At 61.7% G+C, this 16,184-nt stretch carries 16 protein-coding genes and 1 tRNA gene; 10 read left to right on the top strand and 7 right to left on the bottom strand.

Features of this window, described 5'->3' with window-relative positions; all coding sequences use genetic code 11:
* Positions 1–4: 4 nt before the first annotated feature.
* Positions 5–1,321, bottom strand: coding sequence for a YeaH/YhbH family protein (locus tag AC4P1R_RS05175; RefSeq protein ID WP_069457909.1), 1,317 nt, complete (start codon positions 1,319–1,321; stop codon positions 5–7).
* Between the two features lie 25 nt (positions 1,322–1,346).
* Positions 1,347–3,296 (bottom strand): PrkA family serine protein kinase, encoded by a 1,950-nt coding sequence (locus AC4P1R_RS05170; RefSeq protein ID WP_069457910.1) that lies wholly within the window; start codon positions 3,294–3,296, stop codon positions 1,347–1,349.
* A gap of 521 nt (positions 3,297–3,817) precedes the next feature.
* On the opposite strand from AC4P1R_RS05170, the gene AC4P1R_RS05165 reads away from it, so the two are divergent.
* Complete coding sequence (locus AC4P1R_RS05165) at positions 3,818–4,261, top strand: SRPBCC family protein (RefSeq protein ID WP_492177471.1); 444 nt, start codon at positions 3,818–3,820, stop codon at positions 4,259–4,261.
* Between the two features lie 344 nt (positions 4,262–4,605).
* On the opposite strand, the gene AC4P1R_RS05160 is transcribed toward AC4P1R_RS05165, so the two are convergent.
* Positions 4,606–4,690 (bottom strand) — tRNA-Leu (locus AC4P1R_RS05160).
* A gap of 192 nt (positions 4,691–4,882) precedes the next feature.
* Between AC4P1R_RS05160 and lipB the strand changes: the two genes are divergently transcribed.
* The 6 genes from lipB to fghA all read left to right on the top strand — a co-directional run bounded on the left by lipB (position 4,883) and on the right by fghA (position 9,620).
* Positions 4,883–5,602: a lipoyl(octanoyl) transferase LipB gene (gene lipB / locus AC4P1R_RS05155; protein WP_069457954.1), complete on the top strand. Its 720-nt coding sequence runs from the start codon at positions 4,883–4,885 to the stop codon at positions 5,600–5,602.
* Positions 5,603–5,777: 175 nt separating this feature from the next.
* Positions 5,778–6,176, top strand: a complete 399-nt coding sequence (locus AC4P1R_RS05150) for a helix-turn-helix domain-containing protein (RefSeq protein WP_069457912.1) — start codon at positions 5,778–5,780, stop codon at positions 6,174–6,176.
* Positions 6,177–6,272: 96 nt separating this feature from the next.
* Positions 6,273–7,400, top strand: a complete 1,128-nt coding sequence (locus AC4P1R_RS05145; RefSeq protein ID WP_151611133.1) for an S-(hydroxymethyl)glutathione dehydrogenase/class III alcohol dehydrogenase — start codon at positions 6,273–6,275, stop codon at positions 7,398–7,400.
* A gap of 174 nt (positions 7,401–7,574) precedes the next feature.
* The gene (locus AC4P1R_RS05140; RefSeq protein ID WP_069457914.1) at positions 7,575–8,015 is read left to right on the top strand and encodes a YaiI/YqxD family protein; all 441 of its coding nucleotides are present in this window, start codon (positions 7,575–7,577) and stop codon (positions 8,013–8,015) included.
* A 101-nt stretch (positions 8,016–8,116) separates the two neighbouring features.
* Positions 8,117–8,773: a DUF1345 domain-containing protein gene (locus tag AC4P1R_RS05135; protein WP_492177470.1), complete on the top strand. Its 657-nt coding sequence runs from the start codon at positions 8,117–8,119 to the stop codon at positions 8,771–8,773.
* 13 nt (positions 8,774–8,786) lie between these two features.
* Complete coding sequence (gene fghA, locus AC4P1R_RS05130) at positions 8,787–9,620, top strand: S-formylglutathione hydrolase (RefSeq protein WP_151611132.1); 834 nt, start codon at positions 8,787–8,789, stop codon at positions 9,618–9,620.
* A 71-nt stretch (positions 9,621–9,691) separates the two neighbouring features.
* Here the strand turns inward: fghA and AC4P1R_RS05125 are convergent, their stop codons facing one another.
* Positions 9,692–10,003 (bottom strand): DUF1883 domain-containing protein, encoded by a 312-nt coding sequence (locus AC4P1R_RS05125; RefSeq protein WP_069457955.1) that lies wholly within the window; start codon positions 10,001–10,003, stop codon positions 9,692–9,694.
* A 166-nt stretch (positions 10,004–10,169) separates the two neighbouring features.
* On the opposite strand from AC4P1R_RS05125, the gene AC4P1R_RS05120 reads away from it, so the two are divergent.
* From AC4P1R_RS05120 to AC4P1R_RS05110, 3 genes are read left to right on the top strand one after another with little or no spacing between them, the layout of a single operon-like run.
* Positions 10,170–11,162: an RluA family pseudouridine synthase gene (locus tag AC4P1R_RS05120; RefSeq protein ID WP_069457956.1), complete on the top strand. Its 993-nt coding sequence runs from the start codon at positions 10,170–10,172 to the stop codon at positions 11,160–11,162.
* Positions 11,162–11,827: an HAD-IA family hydrolase gene (locus AC4P1R_RS05115; RefSeq protein ID WP_151611131.1), complete on the top strand. Its 666-nt coding sequence runs from the start codon at positions 11,162–11,164 to the stop codon at positions 11,825–11,827. The genes AC4P1R_RS05120 and AC4P1R_RS05115 overlap by 1 nt, the downstream gene beginning before the upstream one ends.
* On the top strand, positions 11,820–12,602 hold the full coding sequence (locus AC4P1R_RS05110; RefSeq protein WP_151611130.1) for an ATP12 family chaperone protein: 783 nt from the start codon (positions 11,820–11,822) through the stop codon (positions 12,600–12,602). The genes AC4P1R_RS05115 and AC4P1R_RS05110 overlap by 8 nt, the downstream gene beginning before the upstream one ends.
* A gap of 45 nt (positions 12,603–12,647) precedes the next feature.
* Here the strand turns inward: AC4P1R_RS05110 and sugE are convergent, their stop codons facing one another.
* From sugE to AC4P1R_RS05095, 3 genes are all read right to left on the bottom strand, one after another.
* Positions 12,648–12,962 carry a quaternary ammonium compound efflux SMR transporter SugE gene (sugE, locus tag AC4P1R_RS05105; RefSeq protein ID WP_492177469.1) on the bottom strand — a complete coding sequence of 105 codons (315 nt, stop codon included), beginning with the start codon at positions 12,960–12,962 and terminating at the stop codon, positions 12,648–12,650.
* Positions 12,963–13,129: 167 nt separating this feature from the next.
* Positions 13,130–14,440, bottom strand: coding sequence for a replication-associated recombination protein A (locus tag AC4P1R_RS05100; protein WP_492177468.1), 1,311 nt, complete (start codon positions 14,438–14,440; stop codon positions 13,130–13,132).
* Positions 14,437–15,834 (bottom strand): DegQ family serine endoprotease, encoded by a 1,398-nt coding sequence (locus AC4P1R_RS05095; protein WP_069457921.1) that lies wholly within the window; start codon positions 15,832–15,834, stop codon positions 14,437–14,439. Before AC4P1R_RS05095 ends, AC4P1R_RS05100 begins: the two co-directional genes overlap by 4 nt.
* Between the last annotated feature and the right edge of the window lie 350 nt (positions 15,835–16,184).

The following is a 16,184-nucleotide window of genomic DNA, read 5'->3' as shown; positions in this document are numbered from 1 at the left end:
CCTTTCACTTGTGCAACTGCACGGTCTGCTGCTTGCCGAACAGCTTGCGGAACACCGGATAGATATCCGCCGGCTTCGCTATTCGGGTCATCTGGAAGTTGGGCCATTCGTCGTCGACGGTGCGATAGGCGCGCCAGAGCGACGTTCCGTTGTCGGTGGTGCCGAAAATCTCGGTTTCGCGCTCGTCGATGATCTCCACATAGGCGTAGTACTGGCATAGCCGCATCAGCTCGTCCTGGAGCAGCGAAGCGCAACGCTCCGAATCACCGGAAATGTTCTCTCCGTCCGAGGCCTGTGCGGCGTAGATATTCCACTCGCGCGCCGGATAGCGCTCCCGGATGACGCGGAGCATTTCCTCGAGCGCCGTGGACACGATCGTGCCGCCGCTCTGCTTGCTGTAGAAAAACGTGTTCTCGTCGACCTCGCCGGCCTCGTCCGTATGGCGGATGAAGACGATATCGATGCGCTCGTAACGCCGCTTCAGGAAAAGGTGCAGCAGCACGAAGAAGCGCTTGGCGAGATCCTTCTCGCGCTCGCCCATCGAGGCGGAAACGTCCATGAGGCAAAACATCACCGCGCTTGCATTCGGCAGCGGCTGCGGTTCGAAGCGATTGAAGCGGATGTCGACCGGATCGACATAGGCGATCCGTCGGCGCCGTCGTTCCAGCTTGTCGAGGGTCTGGCGCATCTCCTCGAGTCGCTGCTTGTTCTTCGTCTGCGCACCCGGCGCCGCCTCGAGTTTGGCGATTTCTCCGGCGAGTTTCTCGACCTCCCGCCGCGAAGGACGCCTCAGAGCAATACGGCGCCCGAAACTGTTGCGCATCGTCCGCCCGACATTAATGTTCGTGGGAGAGCCGCTTGCGGTAAAGCCGGCGCGGCGCCGCTTGAAGGCGACGGACTCCTTCAGGTTGAGCTTCACCATGTCCGGGAGTTCCAGGTCTTCGAAAAAGAGGTCGAGCACCTCTTCGCGCGAGAGGACGAATTGGAAATCGTCCTCGCTTTTGCCGGTGCCGGCACCCGCGCCTCTTGCCCCTCCGCCGCCGCCCTTCTTCGGGAGACGGTCCCCGGGTGCGAACTCACGGTTTCCCGGCAGGACATACTGCTTTTCGCCGCTATGCCTGTCGGGCTGAAAGCTCGGCTCGCTGACGCCGCGGGCGGGCATCGACACGTTGTGCTCGGCGTCGACGTCGGCGATCTTGCCTGATTTTACTCGCTCCTTGATGACGCGCTTCAGTTCCTCGCGCGCGCGCTTCAGGAAGCGCTGCCTGTTGCCGAGACTCTTGTCCTTCGGATTAAGGCGGCGGTCGATGAAATTCGGCATTGACTGACCCCTGCGTCGCGCATCCCTAACCCGCCTTGTTTACCCGCATGTACCAATCGACGAGCCTGCGTACCTGCCGTTCTGTATAACCGCGCTCCTTCATCCGCTGAACGAATTCGGCATGCTGTTTCTCGGTGGCGCTGTCCTTCTTGGAGCCGAAGCTGATCACCGGCAGCAGGTCCTCGACCTGACCGAACATACGCTTTTCGATGACTTCGCGTAGCTTCTCGTAGCTGGTCCAGCCAGGATTGCGCCCGTGGTTCCTGGCGCGCGCCCGGAGCGTGAACTTGACCACCTCGTTGCGGAAATCCTTCGGATTGGCAATGCCCGCCGGCTTCTCGATCTGCGACAACTCGCTGTCCAGTATCTTGCGGTTGAGGATCTGCCCCGTATCCGGATCCTTGAAGTCCTGGTCCTCGAGCCAGGCATCGGCATAGGCGATATAGCGGTCGAAAAGGTTCTGGCCGTATTCGCTGTAGGATTCCAGATAGGCTTTCTGGATCTCGTGACCGATGAACTCCGCATAGCGTGTGGCCAGTTCCGATTTGATGAAATCGAGATAGGCCGCCTCGGATTCCTTCGGGAACTGCTCGCGCTTGATCGCCTGTTCCATGATATACATGAGGTGTACCGGATCGGCGGAGACCTCCTTGGTATCGTAGTTGAAGGTCTCGGAAAGGACCTTGAAGGCGAAGCGCGTGCTGACGCCGGTCATGCCTTCGTCGACACCAGCCGCGTCGCGATATTCCTGGACCGAACGTGCCTTCGGATCGACGTCCTTGAGGTTCTCGCCGTCATAGACGCGCATCTTCGTATAGAGCGAAGAATTCTCGTGCGGGACGAGACGGGTCGAGACCGTGAACCGGCTCAGTATTTCCAGAACTTCCGGCGCGCACGGATTGCTTACCAGTTCGCTTTCGCGGAGAAGCTTCTCGTAGATCATCTTCTCTTCGGTTACGCGCAGGCAATAGGGCACCTTGACCACCAGGATGCGGTCCAGAAACGCCTCGTTGTTGCGGTTGTTCTTGAACTGCAGCCACTCCGATTCGTTGGAGTGCGCAAGAATGGTCCCCTGATAGGGAAAGGCGCCGAAATTCTCCGTACCGTTATAGCTGCCCTCCTGGGTCGCCGTCAGCAGCGGATGCAGGACCTTGATCGGAGCCTTGAACATCTCGACGAATTCAAGCAGGCCCTGAGTGGTGCGATTGAGCCCGCCGCTATGGGAATAGGCGTCGGGATCTGCCTGGCTGTAGTTCTCGAGCTGCCGGATATCGACCTTGCCGACGAGCGAGGAGACATCCTGATTGTTTTCATCGCCGGGCTCCGTCTTGGCGATGCAGATCTGGCGCAGCCGCGACGGGGTCAGCTTGACGACGCTGAACTTCGATATGTCGCCGCCGACCTCGTCGAGTCTCTTCGCCGCCCAGGGCGAGATCAGGCCGGTCAGCCTTCGCCGGGCGATACCGTACTTGTCCTCGAGAAGATCGGCCATGCGCTCGGGATGAAAGAGGCCGAGGGGCGATTCGAAGATCGGGCTGATCTGTCCGTTGACCATCAGCGTGTAGACCGGCCGCTGTTCCATCAGCCTCTTCAGCCGCTCGGCAAGCGAGGACTTGCCGCCGCCGACCGGCCCCAGGAGATAGAGAATCTGCTTGCGTTCCTCCAGACCCTGGGCAGCGTAACGGAAGTAGCCGACGATCCGCTCGATCGTGTCCTCCATGCCGAAGAAATCGGAAAAGGCCGGATAGATCTTGATGGTTCGATTGGCAAAAATCCGTCCCAAGCGCTCGTCAGCGCTTGTATCGACGAGAACCGGTTCTCCAATGGCGTCCACCATCCGCTCCTGAGCGGTGGCGTACATACTCTTGTCGTCACGACATGCGAGAAGATATTCCTGTAGGCTTATCTCTTCTTGCGCTGCACTCGTATAGATCTCCGAAAAGAGGTCGAAGACGTCAGATTCACTCCTTTGCATCGTGCTCTCCCGCGGCAGGCCGCTTGGTTGAAACGGGATAGCTGCCTGTCGGCTTCTGCTTCAAGTGAACGGTTTCCTGACTTCAAAGTTCCTTCTTTATAACCGGCACTGGAATCGGATGCCGAAGCAGCAGCTAACGACGACATCCGCACATCAGTTCGGGACCGACCGATCGGCGCCTCTTTGAAATTCGAGGCGCGCTCCGCAAGACTCGTCGCTCTGTCACCCCATCATTGCGGTCGCCTTGGGCGAATCCGCATGACAAAATGAATCATAACTAATCCCTGCCCGTTCGCCGACTTTTTTTTTAGGATTCCGCGAATTTAGCTATCAACATTATCGTGTACGGCTGTTGCTTCGTGAGTGGCGCGCTTGGCCGAAAGGCGTAATGCGGCAGTCGGCAAACTCCCGGCTCCAGGAAATGTTGGATCCGATGTCGGAATGGCAGAGCCTCGTTCGTCCTCGGCGCATGGATCGGCAATTCATCAGTGCGTTCCGTCAATTCGTAAGGAGAAACGATTATGCCCAGCACCATACGCTTGCACCGCGTTCTGGCAACCACCCCGGACAAAATCTATCGTGCGTTCCTCGAAGCAGACGCGCTTGCGAAGTGGCTTCCGCCCAACGGCTTCGCTTGCACCGTGCATCACCTGGAACCCACCGTCGGCGGCACGTTCAAAATGTCCTTTCGGAACTTCACAACGAGTACAAGCCACGCCTTTGGCGGCGAATATGTCGAGCTCGTCCCGGGCGAACGCTTGCGCTATACGGACAGGTTCGACGAACCCAACCTTCCCGGCGACATGCAGGTGACTGTGACCTTGAAGAAAGTATCGGTCGGCACCGAGCTGGCTATCGAGCAGACAGGCGTGCCGGACGTCATTCCACCCGAGGCTTGCTATCTCGGCTGGCAGGAGTCGCTGCGAAATCTGGCAAGGCTTGTCGAGCCTGAAATCGATCAATAGCGCGTCAGCGTCGCGCAAGGGCCGCTGCCATCGGATCGCCGGGTCGAGCTTCGCGATCCGCTTACCAGTGCGCCGAGGCGCGCCTGCGCCTCAGCCAGTTCCGGGTGGGCTTTATGCTGTAGCGGCGACCGTTCGGATCTCCCCCGATTTCAGCTCCACCTCCTGCTTCCCCACCGGAGTCCGGGTGTAAGGTCAAAGAGTGATAGCGACCTTGCGCGTCTGAAACGCGGCGCTGTAGGGAAACCGGCTCGCCAACGCGACAGGTCTCCTCGTCTTGCGGGATGGATGCTTCAGCTAAAATGTGATGGAGGAAATGACTCATCCAGCGTAATGCCGGAAAGTTTTGGTGCGGTCGAGAAGACTCGAACTTCCACGGGTTGCCCCACAGCGACCTCAACGCTGCGCGTCTACCAATTCCGCCACGACCGCATCGTGGTAGGTGCCGATTGCGTCGGCGGGGCTGCATGTAGCAAAAGCATTTGGGGTGCACAAGGGCATCGCGCCAGAAATTTGACGGCAAACCGAACAATTTCGACAGGCCCCGCTGAAAGCACTGGAAACGCTGGACTCTTGCCGCCGTCCGTCCCATGTACAAGTGGCAAAACAGCAATGCGGACCGCCATGCAGCGAGAAAACCTCAGCAAAGAAATGTTTGCTCCGCCGGGATCGCCGCCGGTGCGGTGGCGCATCGCCCCTGCCCTTGTCGATTACCCACAGGCGGTCGAAACGATGGAGCGGGAGGCGGCGGCGATTGCGGCGGGCACCGCCGACGAACTGGTGTGGTTGGTCGAGCATCCGCCGCTTTATACGGCCGGCACGAGCGCCGATGCCGCCGATCTCGTCATGCCGGACCGTTTCCCGGTTTTTGCGACCGGCCGCGGCGGCGAATATACCTATCACGGCCCCGGGCAGCGGGTCGCATACGTGATGCTCGACCTGAAGCGACGTCGGCAGGATGTCCGCGCCTTCGTCGCGGCGCTGGAAGGCGTCATCATCGCCACGCTCGATTCGATGAACATCAAGGGCGAGCGCCGCGAAGACCGTGTCGGCGTCTGGGTGCGCCGGCCGGAGAAGCCGCCGCTGATGGACGGATCCATCGCCGAGGACAAGATCGCGGCGATCGGCATCCGGCTGCGCCGATGGGTGAGCTTCCACGGCTTCTCGCTCAATGTCGACCCGGATCTCGATCACTTCAACGGTATCGTACCCTGCGGCATCCGCGGCTACGGCGTGACGAGCCTCGTCGATCTTGGACTGCCGGTCATGATGACGGATGTCGATATCCGGCTCAGAGACTCTTTCGAACTGATCTTCGGTCCCACGCAGGCGGATAACGGCTAGAAACACTCGAAGCAGAACCGCCGCGGCGATCAGGCGCATTTGGCCCTCTTTTTGCCGCTTCGGATTGCCCCGGCCGTACCTAAAAGCCTATAAGCTCATCTCACCTTCGCCCCACAGCGGGCAGTCAAGGGCGCTTCCTGCGCCCCGACAACGATAACAGGCGAAAGGAGCTATCATGCACGTATCCACCGAATCCGCGATTGCGCGTCTGCACCAGACGGGAGACGGCGACACGCTGGGCGGCCGCATCTGGAGAGCACGGGACGCGGCGAAGCTCACGACGAAGGATCTTGCGAGCAAGCTCGGCGTTCGTAGCGAAACCATCTCCTCTTGGGAGCGCGACCGCGCCGAACCCCGAGCCAATCGGCTCTTCATGCTCGCGGGGGTGCTTGGCGTGACACCCGTCTGGCTGATTGCCGGAGTCGGGCGCGGACCGGATGAAGAGACCGCGGAACCACCGCAGAACCAACTGCGCAAGCAACTCGATCTGGTCAAGAAACTGCACGCGCAGACAGGGGAAGCCATTGCAACGCTCGAGATGGAAATCGAACGCGCCGATCAGGAAGAAGACTAGGATATTGCGTTTTTTCAGCTTACGCGCTCCGCGCGCCGTTGTATTGACGATTGAATCGTAGCGCCAAATGTGTTTGCGAATCTAGGGAGATAAAGAATGGACGTACGCGCCGCCGTTGCGGTTCGGGCCGGCAACCCGCTGGAAGTGATGACGGTGCAACTCGAAGGCCCGAAGGCTGGCGAGGTGCTCGTCGAGGTCAAGGCGACCGGCATCTGCCACACCGACGATTTCACCCTCTCGGGAGCCGATCCGGAGGGGCTGTTTCCGGCCGTCCTCGGCCATGAGGGCGCCGGCATCGTCGTCGATGTCGGCCCCGGCGTCACGAGCGTGAAGAAAGGCGATCACGTCATTCCGCTCTATACGCCGGAATGCCGCTCCTGCCCGTCCTGCCTGTCGCGCAAGACCAATCTCTGCACCGCCATCCGCGCCACCCAGGGGCAAGGGCTGATGCCGGACGGCACCTCGCGCTTCTCGCTCAACGGCGAGAAGCTGCACCACTATATGGGCTGCTCGACCTTTGCGAACTTCACCGTGCTGCCGGAGATCGCCGTCGCCAAGGTCAATCCCGACGCCCCCTTCGACAAGATCTGCTATATCGGCTGCGGCGTCACCACCGGCATCGGCGCCGTCATCAACACGGCCAAGGTCGAAATCGGTTCGACGGCGATCGTCTTCGGTCTCGGCGGCATCGGTTTGAACGTCATCCAGGGCCTGCGGCTTGCCGGCGCCGACATGATCATCGGCGTCGATTTGAACAACGACAAGAAGCCCTGGGGCGAGAAGTTCGGCATGACCCACTTCGTCAACCCGACCGAGGTCGGCGAGGACATCGTGCCCTATCTCGTCAATATGACGAAGCGCGGCGCCGACCAGATCGGCGGCGCCGACTACACCTTCGACTGCACCGGCAACGTGAAGGTGATGCGCCAGGCGCTCGAGGCGTCGCATCGCGGCTGGGGCAAGTCGGTGATCATCGGGGTGGCCGGGGCCGGCCAGGAGATTGCGACGCGGCCGTTCCAGCTCGTCACCGGCCGCACCTGGATGGGCACCGCCTTTGGCGGCGCGCGCGGCCGCACCGACGTGCCGAAGATCGTCGACTGGTACATGGAGGGCAAGATCGAGATCGATCCGATGATCACCCACACCATGCCGCTCGAAGAGATCAACAAGGGCTTCGAACTGATGCATTCGGGGACAAGCATCAGAAGCGTCGTGGTCTACTGAGCAGATGTTCATGGGGTTACCCACGATTATCTGCTTAGATTTGCCGCAGGTTCTCATCGCAAATCCGTCGAACATTTTTGCGGACCTGCTTAGTTCGGCGGAACAAAGCACCGGACCCATGTGATTGCCATCACTTGCGGTCTGGGGTTTTGCTTTCCTGCAGAAGCAATTGTCATGATCTATGTCGACGCCGATGCATGTCCGGTAAAAGCGGAAGTCCTGAAAGTGGCCGAGCGCCGCGGGATGGAAGTGACCTTCGTTGCCAATTCGGGGCTGCGCCCATCACGTGACCCGATGGTTCGCAACGTCGTCGTTTCGGCCGGCTTCGACGCGGCGGACGACTGGATCGCGGAACGGGCGGGCCAAGGCGACATCGTGGTCACAGCCGATGTACCGCTTGCCGCGCGTTGCGTGGTCGCGGGAGCCCTCGTCACCGGACCCGCCGGCCGCGTCTTCGATCGCGCCAATATCGGTCTGGCAACCGCCATGCGCGACCTCGGCGCGCATCTCAGGGAAACAGGTGAGAGCAAGGGCTACAATGCAGCCTTCACCGCCAGGGATCGTTCGGCATTTCTCGAAACGCTTGACCGGCTTTGCCGGCAGGTCAAAAGGTAAAATCCGGAAAGCTCGCTGTAGCACTTTTGGTCGCTGCATCTCGCTATCATCAAATCGGGCACGACATAGCGGGACAGCAGCAGCGACAAGCGGAGCGGCGGATGAACCCCAACACACGTCTGAGACACTGGCCGTTCTATCTCGCGCTTGCCGGCGCGCTTCTCAGTTTTGCGCTAAGCCTCCCGCTGTTCCGCGATCAGGCGATCGAGACCGCAGCGATCACGTTTTTCTGCATCTATCTTGCCATCACGGCATCCCTGCTCCCGAAGCTCACGGGAAGCTACCTGCGGGCCAATGCGCGCGACACGGGCGAGCCGGAGCCCATCATCTTCCTCGTGACGCTTACCGCCGCGGCCGTTTCGCTCGTGGCCCTGTTCCTGGCGCTCAATCGAAAGGATGGCGGCAGCGGCATCGAACTGATCCTCGCCTTCGCATCGGTCGCGCTCGGCTGGGCGACGATCCACACGATGGCGGCACTGCATTATGCGCATCTCCATTGGCTTGCCGACTGCCAGGGCGATATCCGCGCGCCCGCGGCGCGCGGGCTCCTCTTTCCGGAAACGAACGAGCCCGGCGGTTACGACTTTCTCTATTTCGCCTTCGTGATCGGCATGACCGCGCAGACGTCCGACGTTGCCGTTACCACGACGGAAATGCGGCGCGTCAGCTTGCTGCACGCGATCGTTTCCTTCTTTTTCAACACGGTGCTCGTCGCAGCCGCGGTCAATGCCGCGGTCCAACTTGCCGGCAGTACCTGATCAGGAGAGTCCCATGAAAATCGTCTCACAGAATACTGCTTTCGGCGGCATGCAGGGCGTGTTCGCCCATGATTCCAAAGCCTGCAATGCAGAAATGACCTTCGCCGTCTATGTGCCGCCGCAGGCGGTCACAGCGGCCCGTCCCGTGCTCTGGTATCTCTCCGGCCTCACCTGCACGCATGCCAACGTCATGGAGAAGGGCGAGTATCGCCGGATGGCTTCCGAACTCGGCCTCATCATCGTCTGCCCGGATACCAGCCCGCGCGGCGGCGATGTGCCCGACGAGGTTACGAACTGGCAAATGGGCAAAGGCGCAGGATTTTACCTCGATGCAACGGAAAAGCCCTGGGCCGAGCACTACCAGATGTACACCTACCTCACCGAGGAACTGCCTGCGCTCATTGGCGAGCAATTCCGCATCGATCCGAGCCGCCAGGGCATATTCGGGCACTCGATGGGCGGCCATGGCGCCATGACCATGGCGCTCAAGAATCCTGACCGGTTCAAGAGCTGCTCCGCCTTTGCGCCGATCGTCGCGCCCTCCTCGGCCGACTGGTCGGTCGGCGCCTTCGAAAAATATCTCGGCGCCGACAAGACCGCCTGGCGGGAATACGATGCCTGCGCACTCGTCGAGGATGGCGCGCGCTTCCCGGAATTCCTGATCGATCAGGGCAAGGCCGACAGCTTCCTCGAAAACGGGCTGCGTCCGTGGCTCTTCGAGGACGTGGTCAAAGGCACCGGCATCGGGCTCACGCTCCGCATGCACGAGCGCTACGACCATTCCTATTACTTCATCTCGACCTTCATGGACGATCACCTGAAGTGGCACGCCGAGAGGCTCGGCTGAGACCTACTGCGCCGTGCGTCTTTATAGATGCGCAAAGGTCGCTGTTGCGCTTGGAATTGCTGGTGTTGTTGTCAACGCGCCGGCTGCATACGTGGCTGGCCGGCCGTTTCGATGACGCGCACGCTCGATTCGGCAAGGCCCTGAAGGCCTTCAGTATCTATCACCACATGCCAGTGCGCCGTCTCCGGGATGGTCATCCGGAGCGGCGATTTCCGCGCGACGCCACCAAAAAACTGGTGCTTCAGCGTTTCTGTAAAACGCGTGAAATTGACGTCGGTCATCAGGCGAACATTGGCGACTGCAGACAGCGTGATCTCGATGCGGGTACCAGCCCTTTGGGCCTTCAGGTCGTAATGGGTATAGTTCAAAGCTTGCTTCGCCATCGGCAAATACCCGCCTTCTTGCATATATAAGGGAAGTCTCACGATCGTAGCGGCCGCCGCTTAACGAATGGTTTTGGCCATTCGCATGCGGGCGAATGCTGCGGGCTGGCTCTGGCGGTCGCAATGGGGTAGAGCCTTGCTGATTAAATGGAAGCGGATCGCGCAGATGGCAGGCATTGAACACAGGCAGGTGGACAGCGATGAGGCGGGGATGCGCCTTGACCGCTGGTTCAAGGTACATTTCCCAGGACTGGGATTCGGGCCGCTGCAGAAGCTCTTGCGCTCCGGCCAGATCCGCGTCGACGGCGCGCGTGCGAAATCCGACACGCGCGTCCAGCCGGGACAGACAATCCGCATTCCTCCGCTTGGCGTCGATCCCAAGGACAGCAAGTCCGGACCGATCGCCGGACGCGACCTGCGCAACTCCTCCGATGCCGAACTGCTGTCACGCATGGTGCTGCACGAGGATGCCAAGGTGATCGTTCTCAACAAGCCGGCGGGGCTTGCAGTTCAGGGTGGTTCGGGGGTCAGCCGGCACATCGACAAAATGCTCGAAGCCTGGACAAGCCAGAAGGGCGAAAAGCCGCGGCTCGTCCATCGGCTCGACCGCGACACCTCCGGCGTGCTCGTCATCGCCCGCACCCGCGGCGCCGCACAGCAGCTGACCGCCGCCTTCCGCGAACGCGATACCAAGAAGAGCTATTGGGCGCTCGTCAAGGGCGTTCCGCGCAAGCGCGAAGATCGGATTTCCACCTGGCTGGTCAAGGAGCAGACGCCCGATGGCGATCGCATGCGGATCGCCAAGCACGGCGACGAGGGCGCCGACCACGCGATCTCCTATTATCGCATCATCGAACAGGCGGGCCAGAATCTGGCCTGGCTCGAGATGGAACCCTATACCGGCCGCACGCATCAACTGCGCGTCCACGCCGCGCATATCGGCCATCCGATCATCGGCGATCCGAAATATTTCGAAGCCGACATCAACTGGGCCTTTCCCGGCGGCATTCAGAATCGGCTGCACCTGCACGCCCGGCATATCGACATTCCGCATCCGAACGGCGGCCGGCTGAGGATCACCGCTCCGCTGCCGCCGCATATGGTGCAGAGCTGGAACCTGCTTGGCTTCGACGAGAACACCGCCGGCGAGGAGGATTGATGAAACTGGTGCTCTTCGATTGCGACGGAACGCTGGTCGACAGCGCCGGGCTGATTCACGAAGTGATGGGCCGCACCTTCGACGCCTTCGAACTTCCGCGACCGCAGGCCGAGGCGACGCGCGCGGTCATCGGGCTGACGCTCGACATCGCGATTGCCCGTCTTATGGATCAGAGTCGCATTGATGGCCGAATCACGGCGATGACGGCGCATTACAAGACAATCTTCACTTCGGTGCGCGGCGAAGGACATCTGCAGGAAGCCCTTTTCCCGGGCATTGCGGACATGGTGGAGAGCCTGGCAGGCCGAGACGGGCTGTTGATCGGCGCCGTCACCGGAAAATCGAGACGCGGGCTTAGCCACATCGCCGAGGCGCACGGTTTCGATAAGCTCTTCTACGTCTCGCGCACTGCCGACGACTGTCCTTCGAAACCCCACCCGGCCATGGTGGTGGAGTGCTGCGCGGAAGCGGGCGTCGACCCGAAGAACACGATCGTCATCGGCGACGCGATCTATGATATGCAAATGGCCAAGGCGGCCGGCGCCGGTGCTCTCGGGGTTTCCTGGGGTTACGCCAGCGTACCGGCGCTGATCGAGGCCGGTGCCGACCACATCGCCCATGTGCCGGCCGACATAATCGAATGGATGGAGGCAAGCCATGCCTGATATTCGCGACGAATTGCAAAGCGCCCTCACCCATGAGGACCCGGTGCGGCGCGCCCAGATCCAGATGCACAAGCCCCTGGCGAAGCGCTTCTACAAGGAAGTCAGCGTTGCTCCAGCGGATAGCGGCCATGCGGTGCTCCTGGACGGAAGGAGCGTACGGACGCCGGCCAGGCGGCCATTGGCCGTGCCGACGCGCAAGCTTGCGGAGCTTCTGGCGGCCGAATGGGACGCGCAGGGCGAGGTCATCAATCCGCCCGCCATGCCGTTGACCCGCCTGGTCAACACGGCGATCGACGGCGTCGCGCTCGACCAGCGCGCCGTCTTCGACGATATTCTGCGCTTCGCCGGCAGCGATCTCCTCTGCTACCGCGCCGATAGTCCCGAGGGGCTGGTGAAGCGGCAGAATGATAGTTGGAACCCCGTGCTCGACTGGGCCGCCCAATCGCTCGGCGCCCGTTTCATCCTGGCAGAAGGCGTCATCCATCAGGAACAGCCGCCCGAGGCGATCTCGGCATTTGCCGATGCCCTGCGCGCCTTCGCGACCCCGCTTGGTCTCGCCTGCCTGCACACGATCACCGCTCTGACGGGATCGGCAATGCTGGCGCTCGCATTTGCAAGCGGCCGCCTGTCGACGCAGGACGCCTGGGCGGCCGCCCATGTCGACGAGGATTGGCAGATCGAACATTGGGGCACCGACGGGGAGGCTATCCAACGGCGTGAGAACCGCTGGCAAGAGATGCGGGCCGCCGCCGCCGTGCTGGAGGCGCTGAGATAGAGCAGGCCCTGTGGCAACGGCAAGTGCCTCATACATCACGCGCAGTCAGGCAACGAGCTTCAGGCCTGCAATGCCCACGACGATGAGACCGATGCAGCCGAGGCGAACGGCGTTGGCGGGCTCAGCGAACAGAACGATGCCGAGAACCACTGTTCCGACGGTTCCAATACCGGTCCACACCGCATAGGCCGTACCGAGCGGCAGCGAACGGACGGCGATGCCGAGCAGAGCCATGCTCAGGACCATCGAGCCGGCCGTGAACACTGTCGGAACCAAACGCGTGAATCCGTCCGTGTATTTGAGGCCGATTGCCCAGCCGATTTCGAGAATTCCGGCGAGCAGCAGGGTGAACCAGGCCATTTTCAACTCCTTCGTCTGGAGCGAGGCCGTCCCCGCGGAGGTTAGGATCAATCATCCCGATCCGTGCAGCCGTCTGCAATCGAGGCTTAGCTATCGCACAGGTTTATCGACGGCCGCAAGACAATCGATCGCAGGCCTGCCCTGCACCGTCGGCAGAGTTAATAACGTCAGGAGTTCCGCTCGCGCCGAACCTTCGCCCACCACTCGACGCGCTTGCGGATCTCGCGCTCGAAACCGCGCTCCGGCGGATCGTAATACGTCTGTCGTCCCATTTTTTCCGGGAAGTAATCCTGCCCGGAAAAGGCGTCCGGTTCGTCGTGGTCATAGCGATAGCCGTCGCCGTAGCCCTCCCCCTTCATAAGCTTTGTCGGGGCGTTGAGGATATGTTTCGGCGGCAACAGCGAGCCGTTTTCCTTTGCCGACCGCATCGCCGCCTTGTAGGCGGTATAGACGGCATTCGACTTCGGCGCGGTCGCGAGATAGACGCAAGCCTGTGCCAGCGCCAGTTCCCCCTCCGGCGAGCCGAGATAATCATAGGCGTCCTTGGCCGCATTGCAGATCACCAGTGCCTGCGGGTCGGCAAGGCCAATATCTTCGACCGCCATGCGCACCAGCCGTCGCCCGATATAGAGCGGATCCTCGCCGGCATCGAGCATGCGGCAGAGATAATAGAGTGCGGCATCCGGGTCGGAGCCGCGCACGGATTTGTGAAGCGCCGAGATCAGATTATAGTGGCCATCCTGGCCCTTGTCGTAGACGGGCGCGCGGCGCTGGACGATCTCCTGGAGTGCCTTGGCATCGAAGATTTCGTCCTTGCGGGCTGCGCGCCAGACCTCTTCCGCCAGCGTCAGCACGGCCCGGCCGTCCCCGTCCGCCATGCGGATCAGGCTCGCGCGCGAGTCGGGGTCGAGCGGCAACGGCCGGCTCTCGGCCGTCTCCGCCCGCGTCAACAGCTCCTCCAGGCTCGCCTCGTCATGCGGCTTGAAGGTCAGCACCCGCGCTCGCGACAGAAGCGCGGCGTTGAGTTCGAAGGACGGATTCTCCGTGGTGGCGCCGACGAGAATCACCGTACCGTCTTCCATGACCGGCAGGAAGCTGTCTTGCTGGGCACGGTTGAAGCGATGGATCTCGTCGACGAACAGCAGCGTCTGACGCCCGGACATGCGCCGGGTCCGGGCGGCTTCGAAGACCTTCTTCAAATCGGCTACACCGGAGAAGATCGCCGAGATCTGCTCGAAGGCGAGCCCCGCCTCGCCTGAGAGCAGGCGCGCCACCGTCGTCTTGCCCGTGCCGGGCGGGCCCCAGAAGATCATCGAGCCGAGCGAGCCGGAGGCGATCATCCGCGTGAGCGTACCGTCGGCGCCCGTCAAGTGCTCCTGTCCGGTGACCTCAGCGAGCGTCTTCGGCCTCAGTCGATCGGCAAGCGGTCTTGCCGAGGCCATTTCCGGCGGTTCATGCGGGGAAAAGAGGTCGCTCATCGGAAAAACTGACGAATGATCTGGCCGTCGCGCTCGATCTCGACGCGCCAGAAGGAGGCCTCTTCGGCAACGACGCTCTCAAGCATCTTCGAGCTGTCGATGGTCACCCCATTCACCGAACGGACGATGTCCTTTGGCGCGAGCCCGATTCGCGCCGCCGGCGAACCGCGATTGACCGCAGCGACGACGACACCCTGCGAGGAGGTCGGCATGCGCAGTTCCTCCGCCAACCGCGGCGACAGATTGGCCACGATCGCGCCGGCGAAAGGATTCCTGCCCTCGATCAGCCTTTCGTCGCGCGGCTCGGTTTCCGGCGCCCGCTCCAGCTTCAAGGTGATGTCGTGCGCCTTCCCATGGTCCGCGACCGTCACGCGCGCCTCATGGCCGATTCCCACTGTCGTCAGTCGGTAGCCGAGGGCATCGGGATGTTCGACCGCAATCCCGTTGACCGACGTCACCACCTGCCCGGGCTTCAGCCCGGCATGTGCGGCCGGACCATTGGGCAGCACCGCCGTGACCAATGCGCCGCGGGCTCGATCGAGCCCGAGTGCTTCCGCGATATCCGAGGTGACCGGTTCGAACGTAGCACCCACAAAGGGACGAATGAAAGAGCCGCCCCCGCCTTCCGCCGAAGCGACGAAGACCTTGACCAAATTGGCGGGAATCGCAAAGCCAACGCCATTGGAGCCGCCGCCGCGCGAGAAGATGGCTGTGTTGATGCCGATCAGCTCGCCGTTCATGTTGATCAGGGCGCCGCCGGAGTTCCCCGGGTTGATGGCTGCATCGGTCTGGATGAAGAAGCCGAAATCGCCGTTGGAAATCTGGTTGCGGGCGAGCGCCGAAACGATGCCGCTTGTCACGGTCTGCCCGACGCCGAACGGATTACCCATGGCCAGGACAAGGTCACCCACCTCGACCGCGTCCGAATCGCCGATCGGAACGACATCGAACGGGCCGTCCGCCTGGATCTCCAACACCGCAAGATCGAGGCGATCGTCCTTGAGCACGATCTTGCAGGGAAATTCACGCCCATCCGCAAGTGCCACCTTGATGTCGTCGGCGCCTTCGATGACGTGGTTGTTGGTCACGATGACGCCATTGCGGCCGACGATCACACCCGATCCGAGCGACGACTGCTTCTCGCTGCGATTAGGCATGCGTTGGCCGAAGAATTCCTCGAAGAAGGGATCTCCGGAAAATATCGAGCGCCGCTCCACGACCCGCTCGGCATAGACGTTGACCACGGCATTCGCCGTCTGCTTGACCAGCGGCGCGAAGGAGAGTTGCATTTCGACGCGGGATTGGGGAACGACCTTGGCGTCCTGCGCCCCGGCGGAGCTCGACATGGCGATTGCAAGGACAAGAGCCGACAGAACCCGACCGCCAAATATCATGAAGCATTCTCCCTTTCATTCCCGTGGAAGCGCGCCGCATTCGGCGGGCGCGCCCCGGACGCTGGTCTTTCCATGGACACTCCCCCAAACAGTTCGGGCGGCATGTACGAGGTTCAGATAGGATTTCGCGAGAAAAAAGGCAAACGCACGGCCGCTGCGTCCACTGGCCCGATGCACAAGCGCAAAACCTCGCTCAGTGCCGATCGAGGCGCCCTTGGGGCGCACAACGGACGCCGTTACTCTTTCCGATAATCGGGTCCGATTTTCGGGCCGATGCGCAGGAACCTGCCGACAGCCGCGCGGCTCACGCGACATGCACGAAAACGTGGTCTGGCCCCTCTTTCCGAATG

The organism is Sinorhizobium sp. Y406, from assembly GCF_058732025.1.
This window is presented reverse-complemented; position numbering and strand designations above follow the sequence as displayed.